This is a genomic window from Caballeronia calidae, assembly GCF_900044055.2.
Lineage (GTDB): Bacteria > Pseudomonadota > Gammaproteobacteria > Burkholderiales > Burkholderiaceae > Caballeronia > Caballeronia calidae.
On the sequence record NZ_FCOX02000049.1, the window covers coordinates 1 to 16,758 of the forward strand.

Consider the following 16,758-nt stretch of genomic DNA (forward strand, 5'->3'; position numbering starts at 1 on the left):
GCACAGAAGCACTCTCGTGGTCCGGCAGTAGCGAGTGCCCTCACAAAACTCTCCGGGCTTGGATCGCGCACGGTCTGTCACATCGCGCCACTCAACTGACTGGTAAGGCGCCAAATAGCTCCGGCCCGCTGCGCGGCCGACCGGTCCATCGGGGATGCGCGTGCATCTTTACTAACGCTTCCATCTCACTGCATTCGCCCACCGGCGGTTTCCCTTGCAAACCCAACGGCAGCGCGTAGCGCTGTGCCGGAGCTCTTTCGCGCTGAACCCGTGCCCTAAATGTTCTAGCTTGTCAGACCGTGCGCGGTCCAAGCCCGGTTAGGCCTATGAGGGCACTCGCTACTGCTGGACCACTTGCGAAGTTCTGTGCCGCGGCCGGCCTGAAGTGCTTAGGCTGGGGATAGCTGTTTCTTTGGTTACTTTCTTTGCAGCAGCAAAGAAAGTGACTGCCGCCCCGCACAGGGGCAACGCTAATAGACCGACGCGAAAACAGGATCCGGCAACACACAAAAAAAACAAAACGGACCGGCACCAGAGCAAAACGCTGCCCCGATGCCGGCCCGCAAGACCGGCTCCCCCCGGCGCTCAGCCGAAACCTACTGACAAGCCTCGCACTCATCGAAGCCCGGATCACCCGGGCGCATCATGCACACGGGGCCGTCCGCTTCCGGCGCGGAAGCAGCCACTTCGACCGCCGCTGCATTGAACCCACCCACACCCGACGAAGCACCGCCCGACACGCCACCGAAACCGCCGCCCTGCGCGCCCGACGCACCGCTGCCGCTATCGCCCGAAGGCACCGCGTTCAACGCGCCGTGCGCCACCGTCGACTTCTCGACGTGCGTCGCCGCCATCGTGCGGAGGTAGTACGTCGTCTTCAGGCCGCGAATCCACGCGAGCTTGTAAACCTCGTCGAGCTTCTTGCCCGACGCGCCCGCCATGTAGATGTTGAGCGACTGCGCCTGATCGATCCACTTCTGACGGCGCGACGCCGCTTCGACCAGCCACTTCGGATCGACTTCGAACGCGGTCGCGTAGATCGCGCGCAGATCGCCCGGAACGCGGTCGATGCGCGAGAGCGTGCCGTCGAAGTACTTCAGATCCGACACCATCACTTCGTCCCACAGGCCGCGCGCCTTCAGATCGCGCACGAGGTAGTCGTTCACGACCGTGAATTCGCCCGACAGATTCGACTTCACGTACAGGTTCTGGAACGTCGGCTCGATACACGCCGACACGCCGATGATGTTGGAGATCGTCGCCGTCGGCGCAATCGCCACGCAGTTCGAGTTGCGCATGCCGTAGGTCGAGATGCGCGAGCGCAGTGCCGGCCAGTCCATCGATTCGGACGTGTCCACTTCCACATAGCCGCCGCGCGCTTCGGCCAGCAGCTTCAGCGAATCCTGCGGAAGAATGCCGCGATCCCACAGTGAGCCGCGATACGTCGCGTAACGGCCGCGCTCTTCAGCAAGCTCCGTCGACGCGTAGTACGCGTAGTAGCAGACGGCTTCCATCGAGCGATCCGCGAACTCGACAGCATCCGTCGACGCATACGGCGTGCGCAGCAAGTGCAGGCAGTCCTGGAAGCCCATGATGCCCATGCCGACCGGACGATGCTTCAGGTTCGAGTTACGCGCCTTCGGCACCGCGTAGTAGTTGATGTCGATGACGTTGTCGAGCATGCGCATCGCGACGCTGATCGTGCGCTTCAGCTTCGCGTGATCCAGCGCGTAGCTGCCGTCGGCCTGCTTGACCATGTGCGCGACGAGGTTCACCGAGCCGAGGTTGCACACGGCGATTTCCGTTTCGCTCGTGTTCAGCGTGATTTCCGTACACAGGTTCGACGAATGCACGACGCCCACGTGCTGCTGCGGCGAGCGCACATTGCACGGGTCCTTGAACGTGATCCACGGATGGCCGGTCTCGAACAGCATGCCGAGCATCTTGCGCCACAGTTGCGCCGCCGGCAGCTTCTTGAACAGCTTGATTTCGCCGCGCGCAGCTTTCTCTTCGTAAGCCGTGTACGCCTTCTCGAAGTCCGCGCCGAACAGGTCGTGCAGGTCCGGGCACGTCGACGGCGAGAACAGCGTCCAGTCGCCGCCTTCGACGACGCGCTTCATGAACAGGTCGGGAATCCAGTTCGCCGTGTTCATGTCGTGCGTGCGGCGACGGTCATCGCCCGTGTTCTTGCGCAGCTCGAGGAATTCCTCGATGTCGAGGTGCCACGACTCCAGGTACGCGCACACCGCGCCCTTGCGCTTGCCGCCCTGATTCACCGCGACAGCCGTGTCGTTCACGACCTTCAGGAACGGCACCACGCCTTGCGACTTGCCGTTCGTGCCCTTGATGTGCGAACCGAGCGCGCGCACGCGCGTCCAGTCGTTGCCGAGGCCGCCAGCGAACTTCGAGAGCAGCGCGTTTTCCTTGAGCGCTTCGTAGATGCCGTCGAGGTCGTCGGAAACCGTCGTCAGATAGCACGACGACAGCTGCGAGCGATGCGTGCCCGAGTTGAAGAGCGTCGGCGTCGACGACATGAAGTCGAATGACGACAGCACGTTGTAGAACTCGATGGCGCGCGCTTCGCGGTCGATCTCGTTCAGCGACAGACCCATCGCGACACGCATGAAGAATGCCTGCGGCAGTTCGATGCGCGTGCCTTCGACGTGCAGGAAGTAGCGGTCGTAGAGCGTCTGCAGGCCAAGGTAGCCGAATTGCAGATCGCGATCTGCATCGAGCGCTGCGCCGAGGCGTTTCAGGTCGAACTGCTGGAGCTTGTCATCGAGCAGGCCGGCTTCGACGCCGCGCTTGATGAACAGCGGGAAGTATTCGGCGTAGCGCTCGCCCATTTCGGCTTGCGTGACTTCGCCTTCGAGAATTTCGCGGCGGATCGTGTGCAGCAGGATGCGCGAGGTGACCTGGCTGTAGGCCGGATCCTTTTCGATCATCGTGCGCGCGGCGAGAATGGCCGAGTCGTAGACCTGCGACATCGGCACGCCGTCATACAGGTTCTTCACCGTTTCCGCGACGATCGGATCGGCGGAGACCGCGTCGCCCAGATTCGCGCATGCGGAGACGATCAGCGCCTTCAGCGCTTCCATATCGAGCGGACGCGTGACGCCGTTGTCGGTCACGTTGATCGCGCCTTCGTGCGACTGCGCGTTCTGCGCTTGCGTGCGCTCCTGCGAACGCTGCTGCGTGCGCTTCTCGCGATACAGCACGTACGCGCGCGCGACGTTGTGCTCACCGCCGCGCATCAGCGCGAGCTCGACCTGATCCTGAATGTCTTCGATATGGAACGTGCCGCCATGCGGACGGCTGCGCACGAGCGCGCGCACGACGGCTTGCGTCAGTTGCTCGACGAGCTCGCGCACGCGCGCGGAGGCCGCGCCCTGGCCGCCGTTCACGGCGATGAACGCCTTCGTCACGGCGATGGCGATTTTCGTCGGCTCGAACGACACCACGCTTCCGTTGCGACGGATGACTTTGTAGTCGGCAAACGTCGTGTTCGGTGCGAGCGCCTGCTCTGCGCTCGTGGCCTGCGCACCGCCGATCGGCTGTGCGGATGCGCCTTCGAAGGAAGTCGTGGCGTTGTCGGTGGTTTGCATTTGCAAAACTCCTGGTGTTCGAATGGTGCGGATGGTCCGCGGATTTATCACTTATGCCGCGCGCGTCACGAGATCGTCATGAAGCTCGCGCGGTGTTTTGGCGGTAAAGCCGGGCTGTGAATGCAGCAGGCTGGAAACACGAATCGCGGCGCTTACGGCCCGCATTGTTTTTGGCGTCTCATGCGGTGCCCGCGTTGGCGCGCGGTGTCGGTCGACGCAACTCGCGCTTGCTTGCTTGCCTCCTTCACGGTGCTGCTCGCTGGCGCTCGATGCGCCCGACGCCTCTCTCCTCGCAAAGAGAAACCGTCTCGCGCATCGCCCCGGGCCAGCCAAACTTCTCTTACGCCGGAAAGCCGGCGGCGCCGGCTCGTCGGAGCAGGCGCCGCCTTAACAACACAAGATCTAGTGCAAAGTACGTCTGTCGGCACCAAGTATAGTGGACATCCCTCCAGTCTCAAAAAGTTTTATTTGCTTTGGATATGCCGCCGCGGGGTTGACTTTTGCTATCGCAAAGTGCGACAAGGCCTCGCGCGCGACGCTGCTGCGCCGCAACGAGAAAGACCTTAAGCAGCGCTCAGATGTTGGACTGGAACGGGAAGTACGAAGGCGGCAACGCGCTGTCATGACGCAGACGCGGCCAGTCGAAATGCGGGCCGGGATCGGTCTTGCGGCCGGGCGCGATATCGGAATGTCCGGCCAGCGCGTCGATCGGATAACGCTTCACGATGATGCGCGTAAGCGCGCTCAGCGCTTCGTATTGCGCGTCTTCGAACGGCATGCGGTCGCTGCCTTCGAGCTCGATGCCGATCGAAAAGTCGTTGCAGCGCTCGCGTCCGCAGAAGGACGAGACGCCCGCGTGCCACGCGCGTTCATCGCAGGAGACGAACTGCTGAATTTCACCGCCGCGGCGGATCACGAAGTGCGCCGACACGCGCATGCCGCGCAGATGATCGAAGTACGGATGCGCGTCGTGATCCAGCGTGTTGAGGAAAAAATCGGCGATGGCGTTCGTCGTGAAGTCGTCCGGCGGCAGGCTGATGTTGTGCACGACGATGAGCGTCGGCACCGCGTCGTCCGGACGCGCCTCGAAGTTCGGCGACGGTAGGCGCGTCGCGTTGGTGAGCCAGCCTTGCGCGTCGATATGCGGATCGCGGCTGGAAGCGATGTTCATCGTGCGTCGCGTCCGGCCGGACGGCTCGCGAAATGGCGCGCGTGATCGGCGCAGCAGAAGCGCTCGCCCGCGACGACGATCGATTCGCTGCGCGGCGTGTGAACGCCGCATTGCGCGCAACGGATGAGCGGATCGGCGAGTTGCGGCGCGCCGTGCGCCGCGCCATTGCCGTTGCGCGCGTGGTGCGCGCCGTTGGCGCCACCGGCCGTCGCGCCGCCCGCGGGTCGCGCGCCGGCTTGTGCTTCGCCTTGCTGCGCGCGCTCGTTCGCGCGGCGCAGCTTCTTCAGGAGCCATTGGCACACAAAGAAGAGGACGACGAGGAAGAAGAAATTTCGCATCGAATGAATGCCGATAAATGGTGCGCGTGCGGACGCTCAGACGACTGCGCGATGCAGCAGCACTTCGAACACGAAGCGGCTGCCGACATACGCGAGCAGCAGCGCAGCGAACGAAGCGAGCACCCAGCGCAATGCCGCGCGTCCGCGCCATCCGGAGATGCGGCGCGCGGTGAGCAACGCGCCGAACATGAGCCAGGAGAGAAACGCGAACACGGTTTTGTGATCGAACTGAAGCGCGCGATTGAGCAGTTGCTCATTGAACGCGACGCCCGACACCAGCGTGAGCGTGAGCAGCACGAAGCCCGCCGCGATCAGACGGAACAGCAGCTTTTCGAGCGTCAGAAGCGGCGGCAGCGTGTCGAGCCAACTCGCGAGCCAGCCGTTGCCGGTATGACGCGTAGCCAGCCCGCGCATGTGTTGCAGACGGCGTTCGAGCAGCAGCATCAGCACGGCGTGCAGCGCGGCGATCGCGAACAGCCCGTACGCGATGTTCGCGATCAGGAAGTGCAGCTTGAACATCGGTGCGGCGGAGTAGGACAGCACGCGCACGCCGCCGAAGACGAGAGGCAGCAGAGACGCAATGCACGCGAGCGGCAGCACGAGCAGGCGCAAACCGTCAAGCGGGAAGAAAAAGCTTTCGATCCAGTAGATGCCGGCGCCGAGCCAGAACATCGCGGAGAGCGCGAACGCGAAGCCGAAGATCATCGCGTTCTGGGGGAAGATCGTCGCGTGCAGCAACAGGCCATGCACGAGCAACGCTATTAATAATAGAGCGCGTCCGATACCGCCCATGCCGGACGCCGTTTTCGGCCCCGACGGCGGTGCAATGCCCGAAGGCACGCCCGCCAGCGCCGGCTCCACGGCCGTGTGGCGATGCGCGCGCCAGCCCGCCACGGCAAGTCCGCCGTAGAGAAGCGCAGTGAGGGCATACAGTACAATATCCATGTTCGAAGTTTACACTAGGCCCCTGAATCGCGACGTTTTCTCCCTTGCGGCAACGCGGGGCGGCGTGTGGCGTCGCGCTGAAAAAGGGCCGCATTCTCTACCGTTTCCCCATGCTCGATAACCTCACTCAACGGATGGCGCGCGTCGTCAAGACGCTGCGCGGCGAGGCCCGGCTCACCGAGGCCAACACGCAGGAGATGCTGCGCGAAGTGCGGCTCGCGCTGCTCGAAGCGGACGTGGCGCTGCCGGTCGTGCGCGAGTTCATCGCGAAGGTGAAGGAAAAGGCGCTCGGCGAGGAAGTGCTGTCGAGTCTGTCGCCGGGTCAGGCGCTCGTCGGCGTCGTCCAGAAGGAACTGACCGCCGTCATCGGCGGCGATTACGAAGGCAAGGCCGCCGAGCTGAATCTCGCCGTCGCGCCGCCCGCCGTGATCCTGATGGCCGGCCTGCAGGGCGCGGGTAAAACCACGACCACCGGCAAGCTCGCCAAGCTCCTGCGCGAGAAGAGCAAGAAGAAAGTGCTCACCGTTTCCGTCGACGTGTACCGCCCCGCCGCTATCCGTCAGCTGCAGACGGTGACCGAGCAGGTCGGCGCGGACTTCTTCCCGTCGGAGCCGAATCAGAAGCCGGCCGATATCGCGCGCGCGGCGATCGACTGGGCGAAGCGTCACTATCACGACGTCGTGATCGTCGATACCGCCGGCCGTCTCGGCATCGACGAAGCGATGATGAAAGAGATCAGCGAGCTGCACACGCTGCTCAAGCCCGCTGAAACGCTCTTCGTCGTCGATGCCATGCTCGGCCAGGACGCCGTCAACACTGCGAAGGCGTTCAACGACGCGCTGCCGCTCACGGGCGTCGTGCTCACCAAGCTCGACGGCGATTCGCGCGGCGGCGCGGCGCTCTCCGTGCGCCACGTCACCGGCAAGCCGATCAAGTTCGTCGGCGTGGCAGAAAAGCTCGACGGCCTCGAAGTCTTCCATCCGGATCGCATGGCGAACCGGATTCTCGGCATGGGCGACATTCTCGCGCTCGTCGAGGAGGCACAGCGCGGCGTCGATACGGCCGCTGCGCAGAAGCTCGCCGACAAGGTCAAGAAAGGCGGCGACTTCGATCTGAACGACTTCAAGGCGCAGTTGTCGCAAATGAAGAAGATGGGCGGTCTTTCGTCGCTCATGGATAAATTGCCGGCACAGTTCCAGCAGGCCGCGCAAGGCGCGGACATGAACAACGCCGAGAAGCAGATGCGCCGCATGGAAGGTATCATCAACTCGATGACGCTGCAGGAGCGCGCAAAGCCCGAGCTCATCAAGGCGGCGCGCAAACGCCGCATCGCCGCGGGCGCGGGCGTGCATGTGCAGGAAGTGAATCGCATGCTCAATCAGTACGAGCAGATGCGCGGCATGATGAAAAAGCTCAAGGGCGGCAACCTGCAGAAGATGATGCGCGGCATGAAGGGCATGCTGCCCGGCATGCGCTGATCCGCACTTTTATTGAACCCGCGTTCTCTTCGGTCGTCCGACTCGAAGAAACGCGGGTTTATCATATGGCGCACGCCGCCGTTTTTTTCCACACTAAGAAGTCAGCCTTTCCCGCTTCCCCTTATGAATCGCGAAGAAGCCCTCCACATTTTCAGCCACTCCGAAGAAATCGTGACGGCTGACGAAGTCAACGCATCGATCGGCAAGATGGCCTCGGCCATCAAGGCGGCGACGAAAGACGACTTCCCGCTCGTGCTCTCGGTCATGGGAGGCGCGGCCGTGTTCACGGGCATGCTGCTGCCGCATCTGGATTTCCCGCTCGAGTTCGATTACATCCACCTGACGCGCTATCGCAACGCCATCAAGGGCGGCAGCGAGATGCAGTGGCGCGTGGCGCCGGCGGAATCGGTGAAGGATCGCGTGGTGCTCGTGCTCGACGACATCCTCGACGAAGGCGAGACGATGGCCGCCATCCGTGACCGCATCATGGCGATGGGCGCGAAGACGTTTCTCTCCGCGGTGCTGTGCGAGAAGATCATCCCGAAGGCGAAGCCGCTGCGTCCGGATTTTTGTGGATTCGAAGTGCCGGACCGGTATGTATTCGGCTGCGGCATGGACGCGAAGGGCTACTGGCGGAATTTGCCGACGATCCGCGCGTTGACGGAAGGCGCGTGAGTTTTTCGCCTTGCGATGCGACACAAAAAAAGCGGCCGAGGCCGCTTTTTTCATAACTGATGCACGAAAATGCGAATGCCGGTCAATATCATCTCGACCGAAATCGCGACAAGCACGAGCCCCATCAGGCGCTCGAACGCCGTCACCACGCGCTCGCCGAGCCACTGCTGAATCTTCTCCGCGAGAATCAGCACCACGGCGCAGACGGACATCGTGACCGTCAGCGCGCCGATCCACTCCAGCATCTTCCCCGGCGCCTGCGACGTCAGCAGCATCACGGTAGCGAGCGCCGAAGGCCCGGCCAGCGCCGGAATCGCCAGCGGCACGATCAGCGGTTCGCCGCCGCGAGAATCACCGCCCATGGCGCCATCGGGATGAGGAAAGATCATCCGCAGCGCGATCAGGAACAGCACGATCCCGCCCGCGATGCGCAGCGACAGATCCGTCAGATTCATCGCGCGCAGGAAGCGGTCGCCGGCCAGCATGAACACGAGCAGAATGCCGAACGCGATCGCCACTTCCCGGAGAATGACGACGCGGCGCCGCTCCTTCGCGACGCCGCGCAGCGCGTTGATGAAGATCGGGATGTTGCCGAGCGGATCGGTGATCAGCAGCAGCAGGATCGTCGCCGACAGGAAGTTGTACTGCATTACTTCCCGAGCGCCGCCCGCACCTTGCCTGCGACGACGTCAGCCGCTTCATCGACCGGCAGCAGCGTCGCTTCGGCGTCGCGGCGGCCCTGATACTCCAGCTTGCCTTCCTTCAGCCCGCGATCGCCGATCACGACGCGATGCGGCACGCCGATCAGTTCCCAGTCCGCGAACATCACGCCCGGACGCTCGCCGCGATCGTCGAGGATCACGTCGATGCCGGCCTGCTGCAGCGTCGCGTAGAGCTTGTCGGCCTGCTCGCGCACGGCGTCGCTGCGGTCGTAGCCCATCGGGCAGATCACGACTTCGAACGGCGCGATGGCTTCCGGCCAGATGATGCCCTTGTCATCGAAGTTCTGTTCGATCGCCGCGCCCAGCACGCGCGTCACGCCGATGCCGTAGCAGCCCATCTGCATCGGCGCGGGCTTGCCGTTTTCGTCGAGGAAGGTCGCGCCCATCGCCTCGGAGTACTTCGTGCCGAGCTGGAACACGTGTCCCACTTCGATGCCGCGGCAGATTTCGAGCGCGCCACGGCCGTCCGGCGACGGATCGCCCGCGACGACATTGCGGATGTCCGCCACTTCCGGCTCGGGCAGATCGCGGCCCCAGTTCACGCCGGTCGTGTGGTAATCGACCTCGTTCGTGCCGACGACGAAATCGCTCATGTTCGCGACGGTGCGGTCCGCGATCACGCGCACCGGCTTCTTCGTGTCGATGGGACCGAGATAGCCCGGCGGCGTGCCGAACCATTCGATGATCTCGGCTTCCGTCGCGAAACGATAACCCTTCAGGCCCGGCAGCTTGCCGGTCTTGATGTCGTTGAGCGAGTGGTCGCCGCGCAGCATCAGCAGCCAGATCGTGGGCTCGGCGCCTTCGTTGTCGGTGGCGAGGACGATCGACTTGATGGTCTTTTCGAGCGGAATGTTCAGAAGCTGCGCGACGGCCTCGCATTTCGCGGCACCGGGCGTCGGCGTCTTCTTCAACTCTTCGGTCGGCGCAGCGCGCTTCTCGATGAGCGGCAGCGCATCGGCAGCTTCGACGTTTGCCGCGAACTCCGAGCTCGGGCAATACGCGATGTCGTCCTCGCCTGTCTCGGCGATCACGTGGAACTCGTGCGAGCCGCTGCCGCCGATCGAGCCGTTGTCCGCCGCGACCGCGCGGAACTCCAGGCCGATGCGCGTGAAGATGCGCACGTAGGCTTCGTACATCTTGCGATACGACTCGGCAAGGCCGTCGAGGTCCTTATCGAAGGAATAGGCGTCCTTCATGATGAACTCGCGGCCGCGCATCACGCCGAAGCGCGGACGGATTTCATCGCGGAACTTCGTCTGAATCTGGTAGAAGTTCACCGGCAACTGGCGATAGCTCTTGATGTCGCGGCGCGCGATGTCCGTCACGACTTCCTCGTGCGTCGGGCCGACGACGAAGTCGCGCTCATGGCGATCCTTGAAGCGCAGCAGTTCGGGGCCGTACTGCTCCCAGCGGCCCGATTCCTGCCAGAGCTCGGCGGGCTGCACAGCGGGCATCAGCAATTCGAGCGCGCCCGCGCGGTTCATCTCTTCACGCACGATGGCTTCGACCTTGCGCACCGAGCGCAGGCCGATCGGCATGTAATCGTAGATGCCGCCCGCGACGCGGCGGATCATGCCGGCGCGCATCATCAGCTTGTGGCTGACGATCTCGGCGTCGGCGGGAGCTTCTTTCAGGGTGCCGATGAAGAAACGGGATGCTTTCATTCAAATATTCCAAAAGCGGCGCGCGCTTCGGAGCCGATGTGGCGCCGGAGCAGGCGGATCGAAGGTGAACGACGGAAACGGTCGACGGCTCGGCAAAGAAGAAGATTTTGCCGTCTTCCCGGAACGCTGGCAAAGCGTCTTGCGCCCTGCCCCGGAAACGTGGAACGAATTCGCGTTCGTGCCACGGGTTCGAACCGATGCGCGGGGTCCGTTAACTGTTTATAATCAAAGCAATTTTAAAGGATTTGAAGGTGGCTGTATGCTGGATCGTGAAGGCTTTCGCCCGAACGTCGGCATCATCCTCTTGAACGCGCGCAACGAAGTGTTTTGGGGCAAGCGGCTGCGTGAACATTCCTGGCAGTTTCCGCAAGGGGGCATCAAATACGGTGAGACCCCTGTGCAAGCGATGTATCGGGAGTTACACGAAGAAACCGGCCTGCTACCGGAGCATGTGAAAGTTGTCGGTCGCACGCGCGACTGGCTGCGTTATGAGGTGCCGGACAAGTTCATCAAACGCGAGGTGCGCGGACACTATCGCGGTCAGAAACAGATCTGGTTTCTGCTGCGCATGGTAGGACGTGATTGCGACATCTGCCTGCGTGCGACGGACCATCCGGAGTTCGATGCCTGGCGCTGGAACGAGTATTGGGTGCCGCTGGATGCGGTGATCGAGTTCAAGCGCGACGTTTATCAAATGGCTCTCACCGAGCTGTCCCGGTTCCTGCGGCGAACCAACTCCCGCGGCGAACGCGGCGAGCGAGCCGCGCATCATGGGCCGCGCTATCCGCGCGTGCTTCAGACGATGACGATCGAAGCACCTCCTGTCACTGCCTCCGGCGCGGCGGTTCAGGCAGAATGCACGGTCAGTGAAGAAGTGCACGTGATCGTGCAGCGCTCATCGTACGACTGAGCGTGCGACCGATCGCCGCGTTTCTTCGCACACTTTGACACTCAGCACGACTCCGATCGATGGCACGGCGAACTTCTCGCCGTGCCATCTCGCTTTGTTCCGCCGGGCGGGCGCTTCGCGTCCCGCGCGCATGTTTCCGGGAAGACCCAATTGAAAGTGAATGCCTCACTCGCGGTAATCGCGGCATCCGCGGCAGCGCTTGCCGTGCTCGCCGGCTGTTCCAGCAACAAAGGCCCGTCCACGCAGGACGACGGCGTCTTCACCTATCTCCTCGATCGCAAGCCGAACTGGACCGAGGAGAAGATCGAGACGCTGCCGCCCTTGCCGCAAGCTTCCAACCTGCTCGCGTTCAATGTGTCGCAGAATACGCCGCTCAGCTTTGCCGTCGACAAGACCTCGCTCACGGTCGGCAAGGATGGCGTCGTGCGTTATGTGGTTGTGGTGACGAGTCCGGCGGGCGCGCGCAACGTCAACTATGAAGGCATTCGCTGCGACACCTATGAATGGCGCCGCTATGCGAGCATCAACGACGACCAGAACGGCTGGGACCAGGGTTCCGCGTTCGAATTCAAGCGCATCGAGAACGGCGAGCTGAATGCCTATCAGGCCGCGCTCTATCAGGATTACTTCTGCGCGAGCAAGCTGCCTGTCGGCACGGCCAAGCAGATCGTCAACAACATCCAGTACAAGCGCACGCAAAGCGTGATCAATTCGCGCTGATGCGGCTCCCGTCGTGAAAAAAGCCCGCTGGCCTTGCGGCTCAGCGGGCTTCGTTTTTTTGCGGACAACGGCTCAGACGAGCACGAGATTGTCGCGATGGATCAGCTCGGGCTCGAGCATATAGCCGAGCACGGTTTCGATCTCGCCACTCGGCCGACGATGAATCAGCCGCGCTTCCGAGCTGCTGTAGTTCGTGATGCCGCGCGCGATCTCCTGCCCCTGATCGTTGACGCACGCAATGACTTCGCCGCGATCGAACGCGCCCTTCACATCGATCACGCCGATCGGCAGCAGGCTCTTGCCGTCTGCGGTGAGCTTGCAAACCGCGCCGTCATCGATCACGACGTGCCCACGCACCTGCAAGTGGTCCGCCATCCATTGCTTGCGCGCCGCCATGCGAGCCGTGCGCGCGATGAGCTGCGTGCCGATCATCTCGCCGGATGCGAGGCGGGTGAGCACATCGGCTTCACGTCCGCTCGCGATCACCGTGTTCGCGCCGCTGTGCGCCGCGCGCTTCGCCGCGAGGATCTTGGTCAGCATGCCGCCGCGCCCAAGGCTCGACCCCGCGCCGCCCGCCATCTGCTCGAGTTCGGGCGTGCCGGCATCGGCCTGCTCGACGAGCGTCGCGTTCGGGTCCTTGCGCGGATCGGCGGTGAAGAGGCCGCGCTGATCGGTGAGGATGACGAGCGCATCGCCTTCGATCAGATTCGCGACGAGCGCGCCGAGCGTGTCGTTGTCGCCGAACTTGATTTCGTCGGTGATGACCGTGTCGTTCTCGTTGATGATCGGCACCGCGCCGAGGCGCAGCAGCGTGAGCAACGTGGAGCGAGCGTTCAGATAGCGCTCGCGATCGGCGAGATCAGCGTGGGTTAGCAGAATCTGCGCGGTGCGGATGCCGTGCGCGCCGAAGCTGCTTTCGTAGACCTGCGCGAGTCCCATCTGACCGACCGCGGCCGCAGCCTGCAACTCGTCGATTTCACGCGGCCGCTTGGTCCAGCCGAGCCGGTGAATGCCTTCCGCGATCGCGCCCGAACTCACGAGCACGACTTCCTTGCCCTGCTCGCGCAGCGCCGCGATCTGCGACGCCCAGCGATTGATTGCGGCATGATCGAGACCGCGCCCGTCGTTGGTGACGAGGCTGGACCCTACTTTCACTACGATTCGCTTCGCAGCGGCGATGACCGAACGCATCGTGCGCTTTCTCCTCGGATGGCGTGTTGTGGGGTGCGTCCTTACTCTTGTTCCTTGCCGGCTGCATCGTCACGGAAGCGCACATCGGCCGCGAGATCCTCGGCTTCCGCCGCGCGCGACGCGTCCGAATGCTGAGAGATGTAGTCGTAGATCGCGTAGGTCAGCGCTTCGCAGCCCTGACCGGTCAATGCCGAAATCTCGAAGACCGGGCCGTCCCACTCGAAGCGCTCGACGAAATCGGCGATGCGCGCCTCGCGCTCGTCTTCCGGCACCATGTCGAGCTTGTTCAGCACGAGCCAGCGCGGCTTTTCATAGAGCGCCTCGTCGTACTTGCGCAGTTCGTTGACGATGGCCGTTGCTTCCGCAACCGGATCGACGTTTTCATCGAACGGCGCCATATCGACGAGATGCAGCAGGACGCCCGTGCGCTGCAGGTGACGCAGGAAGCGATGCCCGAGCCCCGCGCCTTCCGCCGCGCCTTCGATCAGGCCGGGAATGTCCGCGATCACGAAGCTCTTGCTCGGCCCGACGCGCACCACGCCGAGATTCGGCGCGAGCGTCGTGAACGGATAATCCGCGATCTTCGGCCGCGCGTTCGACACCGACGAGATGAACGTGGATTTCCCCGCGTTCGGCATGCCGAGCAAACCGACATCGGCGAGCACTTTCAGCTCGAGCTTGAGCATGCGGCGCTCGCCCGGCTTGCCGTCGGTCTTCTGACGCGGCGCGCGGTTCGTACTCGACTTGAAATGCAGGTTGCCGAGGCCGCCCGCGCCGCCCTTCGCGATCAGCACTTGCTGATTGTGCTCGGTCAGGTCGGCGATGATCTCGCCCGTTTCCTGATCCGAGATGATGGTGCCGACCGGCATGCGCAACGTGATGTCGTCGCCGCCCTTGCCGTAGCAATCCGCGCCGCGGCCGTTTTCGCCGTTGCGCGCCTGGTGTTTCTTGGAAAAGCGATAGTCGATCAGCGTGTTGATATTGCGATCCGCGACCGCGTAGACGCTGCCGCCGCGGCCGCCGTCGCCGCCGTCCGGCCCGCCGAACGGGACGAACTTTTCGCGGCGCATCGACGCGCTGCCATCTCCTCCGTCGCCGGCGATGACTTCGATCCTCGCTTCGTCAATGAACTTCATGCGTTGCTCCGTCCCGTGTATTCCAGCTATTTTGCCGTGACCGACTTAAGCGGTCACTCATAACTCGTTTTGACTGCACCAAATGAAATGGCCCCGCGAACTTCGCGGGGCCATTTTTCGGTCCTGAAGCCCGTGCGTAAAATTTACGCTGCCGGGACAACGACAACCGTGTGCTTCTTCGCAGCGCCCTTGGTCACGAACTTGACGTGGCCGTCGGCCAGCGCGAACAGCGTGTGATCCTTGCCGATGCCGACATTCTCACCCGGGTGCATGCGCGTGCCGCGCTGGCGAACGATGATGCCGCCTGCGTTGATTGCCTGGCCGCCGTACACCTTCACGCCGAGGCGTTTCGACTCGGAGTCGCGGCCGTTGCGGGAAGACCCGCCTGCTTTTTTGTGTGCCATTTGCTTAGCTCCTTACCGGTGCGCTTACGCGTTGATCGCGTCGATGCGCAGTTCGGTGTAGTTCTGGCGATGGCCAGCGTGCTTTTGGTAGTGCTTCCGGCGACGCATCTTGAAGATGGTCACTTTGGCGTGACGACCCTGGGACACGACGGTAGCCTTGACGGAAGCCCCACTGACCAGCGGCGTACCGAACTTAATCGATTCGCCTTCGCCCACTGCGAGAACCTGGTCGAGCGTGATTTCAGCGTCAATGTCTGCCGGTATCTGTTCTACTTTCAATTTTTCGCCAACAGCAACCTTATACTGCTTGCCGCCGGTTTTTATGACCGCGTACATTGAGAACCTCACTCAAAATTCTTTCCCGCTCGCGCGGGAAACTATATTTCCCACGCACCACGCGGGGGAAAACACGCGATTATACATAGAGTTACGCTCGACGTCAAAACGCTGTGCCGCCCACCGCGACGGAGCAGCCCGACATGCGCCGCGCATCCGACCCTCGGCGAATAGGACACGAATCGTGTCTGAATTCCGCCGACGTTGCGCGAATCGACGCTGCCGAATCCCGTCGTCTGTCGGATTCGCCTTATAATCCGCCGGATTACCCTTTTTGCCGATCATGTCGTCCACCGCCACTTCCTCTCCAAACGCCGCCGCGCTGCTTGCCCCGATCGCCGAGGACATGCAGCAGGTCAATCGCGTCATTCGGCAGCGCCTGGCATCAGAAGTGATGCTGATCAACCAGATTTCGGAATACATCATCGGCGCGGGCGGCAAGCGGCTGCGTCCGGCGCTGTTGCTGCTGGTTTCGGGCGCGCTGGGCGACACGACCGGGCATCGCCACGAACTCGCGGCCGTCGTCGAGTTCATTCACACGGCGACGCTTTTGCACGACGACGTCGTCGACGAATCCGATCTGCGCCGCGGCCGCAAGACCGCCAATGCGCTCTTCGGCAACGCGGCGAGCGTGCTGGTCGGCGACTTCCTGTATTCGCGCTCGTTCGAAATGATGGTGAGCGTCGGCAAGATGCGCGTGATGGAGATTCTCTCCGTCGCGACCAACATCATTTCCGAAGGCGAAGTGCTGCAGCTTCTCAACATGCACGACCCGGACGTCGACGAAGCGCGCTACATGCAGGTGATCCGCTACAAGACGGCGAAGCTGTTCGAAGCGGCCGCGCAACTGGGCGCGGTGCTCTCAGGCGCGGATGCGCGCACCGAAGCGGCGGCGGCGGAATTCGGCCGGCGCATCGGCACGGCGTTCCAGATCATGGACGACTGGCTCGACTACACCGGCACGCCCGAATCGATGGGCAAGAACGCCGGCGACGATCTGCGCGAAGGCAAGCCTACGCTGCCGCTCATCTATCTGATGGAGCACGGCACGCCGGAACAGGCGGCGCTCGCGCGTGAGGCCATCGAACAGGGCGGCACGGATCGCTTCGACACGATCTTCGACGCCATCACCACGTCCGGCGCGCTCGATCACACGCTCGAATGCGCGCGCAAAGAGGCAGAGGCGGCGGCGAATGCGATTTCTTCATTTCCCTCTTCCATATACAAAGATAGCCTGCTAGAATTATGTTCTTACTCGACGTCACGGCAGTCTTGAAAGAGACTGAAGCGACGCAAGAGTCCAAGTAGTACAGCAGTATTCAATTCGGGGTGTAGCTTAGCCTGGTAGAGCGCTACGTTCGGGACGTAGAGGCCGGAGGTTCGAATCCTCTCACCCCGACCAGAATTGCAAAAACCCGCATGGTCCGCCATGCGGGTTTTTTATTTCCGCCGACCGAAATCGC

The 16,758-nt window shown here is 62.9% G+C and carries 15 protein-coding genes and 1 tRNA gene; 6 read left to right on the forward strand and 10 right to left on the reverse strand.

The annotated features are described in order from the left end of the window. Positions 1–596: 596 nt before the first annotated feature. The 4 genes from AWB78_RS31080 to AWB78_RS31095 all read right to left on the reverse strand — a co-directional run bounded on the left by AWB78_RS31080 (position 597) and on the right by AWB78_RS31095 (position 6,059). A complete protein-coding gene (locus tag AWB78_RS31080; RefSeq protein ID WP_062610468.1) occupies positions 597–3,605 on the reverse strand; it encodes a ribonucleoside-diphosphate reductase subunit alpha in 3,009 nt (1,002 codons plus the stop codon). Between the two features lie 574 nt (positions 3,606–4,179). Further along, positions 4,180–4,776, reverse strand: coding sequence for a 1,6-anhydro-N-acetylmuramyl-L-alanine amidase AmpD (ampD, locus tag AWB78_RS31085; RefSeq protein WP_062610469.1), 597 nt, complete (start codon positions 4,774–4,776; stop codon positions 4,180–4,182). After that, positions 4,773–5,114 carry a PP0621 family protein gene (locus AWB78_RS31090; protein WP_062610470.1) on the reverse strand — a complete coding sequence of 114 codons (342 nt, stop codon included), beginning with the start codon at positions 5,112–5,114 and terminating at the stop codon, positions 4,773–4,775. Before AWB78_RS31090 ends, ampD begins: the two co-directional genes overlap by 4 nt. Positions 5,115–5,150: 36 nt before the next feature. Further along, positions 5,151–6,059 carry a cytochrome C assembly family protein gene (locus AWB78_RS31095; RefSeq protein WP_062610471.1) on the reverse strand — a complete coding sequence of 303 codons (909 nt, stop codon included), beginning with the start codon at positions 6,057–6,059 and terminating at the stop codon, positions 5,151–5,153. A gap of 110 nt (positions 6,060–6,169) precedes the next feature. Here AWB78_RS31095 and ffh point away from each other — a divergent pair, with 110 nt between their 5' ends. Together ffh and AWB78_RS31105 are read left to right on the forward strand one after the other, a co-directional pair. Continuing rightward, positions 6,170–7,537 (forward strand): signal recognition particle protein, encoded by a 1,368-nt coding sequence (gene ffh / locus AWB78_RS31100; protein WP_062610507.1) that lies wholly within the window; start codon positions 6,170–6,172, stop codon positions 7,535–7,537. A 123-nt stretch (positions 7,538–7,660) separates the two neighbouring features. After that, complete coding sequence (locus tag AWB78_RS31105) at positions 7,661–8,212, forward strand: hypoxanthine-guanine phosphoribosyltransferase (protein ID WP_062610472.1); 552 nt, start codon at positions 7,661–7,663, stop codon at positions 8,210–8,212. 50 nt (positions 8,213–8,262) lie between these two features. Here the strand turns inward: AWB78_RS31105 and AWB78_RS31110 are convergent, their stop codons facing one another. Next, the gene (locus AWB78_RS31110; protein ID WP_062610473.1) at positions 8,263–8,862 is read right to left on the reverse strand and encodes a MarC family protein; all 600 of its coding nucleotides are present in this window, start codon (positions 8,860–8,862) and stop codon (positions 8,263–8,265) included. Beyond that, positions 8,862–10,598 (reverse strand): proline--tRNA ligase, encoded by a 1,737-nt coding sequence (locus tag AWB78_RS31115; RefSeq protein WP_062610474.1) that lies wholly within the window; start codon positions 10,596–10,598, stop codon positions 8,862–8,864. Before AWB78_RS31115 ends, AWB78_RS31110 begins: the two co-directional genes overlap by 1 nt. A 259-nt stretch (positions 10,599–10,857) precedes the next feature. On the opposite strand from AWB78_RS31115, the gene AWB78_RS31120 reads away from it, so the two are divergent. Together AWB78_RS31120 and AWB78_RS31125 are read left to right on the forward strand one after the other, a co-directional pair. Next, positions 10,858–11,508 carry an RNA pyrophosphohydrolase gene (locus AWB78_RS31120; RefSeq protein ID WP_062610475.1) on the forward strand — a complete coding sequence of 217 codons (651 nt, stop codon included), beginning with the start codon at positions 10,858–10,860 and terminating at the stop codon, positions 11,506–11,508. Positions 11,509–11,664: 156 nt separating this feature from the next. Further along, complete coding sequence (locus AWB78_RS31125) at positions 11,665–12,228, forward strand: CNP1-like family protein (RefSeq protein ID WP_062610508.1); 564 nt, start codon at positions 11,665–11,667, stop codon at positions 12,226–12,228. Positions 12,229–12,300: 72 nt separating this feature from the next. Here the strand turns inward: AWB78_RS31125 and proB are convergent, their stop codons facing one another. The 4 genes from proB to rplU form a co-directional block, all read right to left on the reverse strand. Further along, a complete protein-coding gene (proB, locus tag AWB78_RS31130; RefSeq protein WP_062610476.1) occupies positions 12,301–13,419 on the reverse strand; it encodes a glutamate 5-kinase in 1,119 nt (372 codons plus the stop codon). 41 nt (positions 13,420–13,460) lie between these two features. Next, positions 13,461–14,555, reverse strand: coding sequence for an Obg family GTPase CgtA (gene cgtA, locus AWB78_RS31135; protein ID WP_062610477.1), 1,095 nt, complete (start codon positions 14,553–14,555; stop codon positions 13,461–13,463). Between the two features lie 143 nt (positions 14,556–14,698). Beyond that, on the reverse strand, positions 14,699–14,959 hold the full coding sequence (gene rpmA, locus AWB78_RS31140) for a 50S ribosomal protein L27 (RefSeq protein WP_008342952.1): 261 nt from the start codon (positions 14,957–14,959) through the stop codon (positions 14,699–14,701). Positions 14,960–14,983: 24 nt separating this feature from the next. Continuing rightward, positions 14,984–15,295, reverse strand: coding sequence for a 50S ribosomal protein L21 (rplU, locus tag AWB78_RS31145; RefSeq protein ID WP_016346298.1), 312 nt, complete (start codon positions 15,293–15,295; stop codon positions 14,984–14,986). A 283-nt stretch (positions 15,296–15,578) separates the two neighbouring features. Between rplU and AWB78_RS31150 the strand changes: the two genes are divergently transcribed. Together AWB78_RS31150 and AWB78_RS31155 are read left to right on the forward strand one after the other, a co-directional pair. Then, on the forward strand, positions 15,579–16,571 hold the full coding sequence (locus tag AWB78_RS31150) for a polyprenyl synthetase family protein (RefSeq protein ID WP_062610509.1): 993 nt from the start codon (positions 15,579–15,581) through the stop codon (positions 16,569–16,571). Between the two features lie 49 nt (positions 16,572–16,620). Further along, positions 16,621–16,697, forward strand: a tRNA-Pro gene (locus AWB78_RS31155). Positions 16,698–16,758 lie beyond the last annotated feature (61 nt).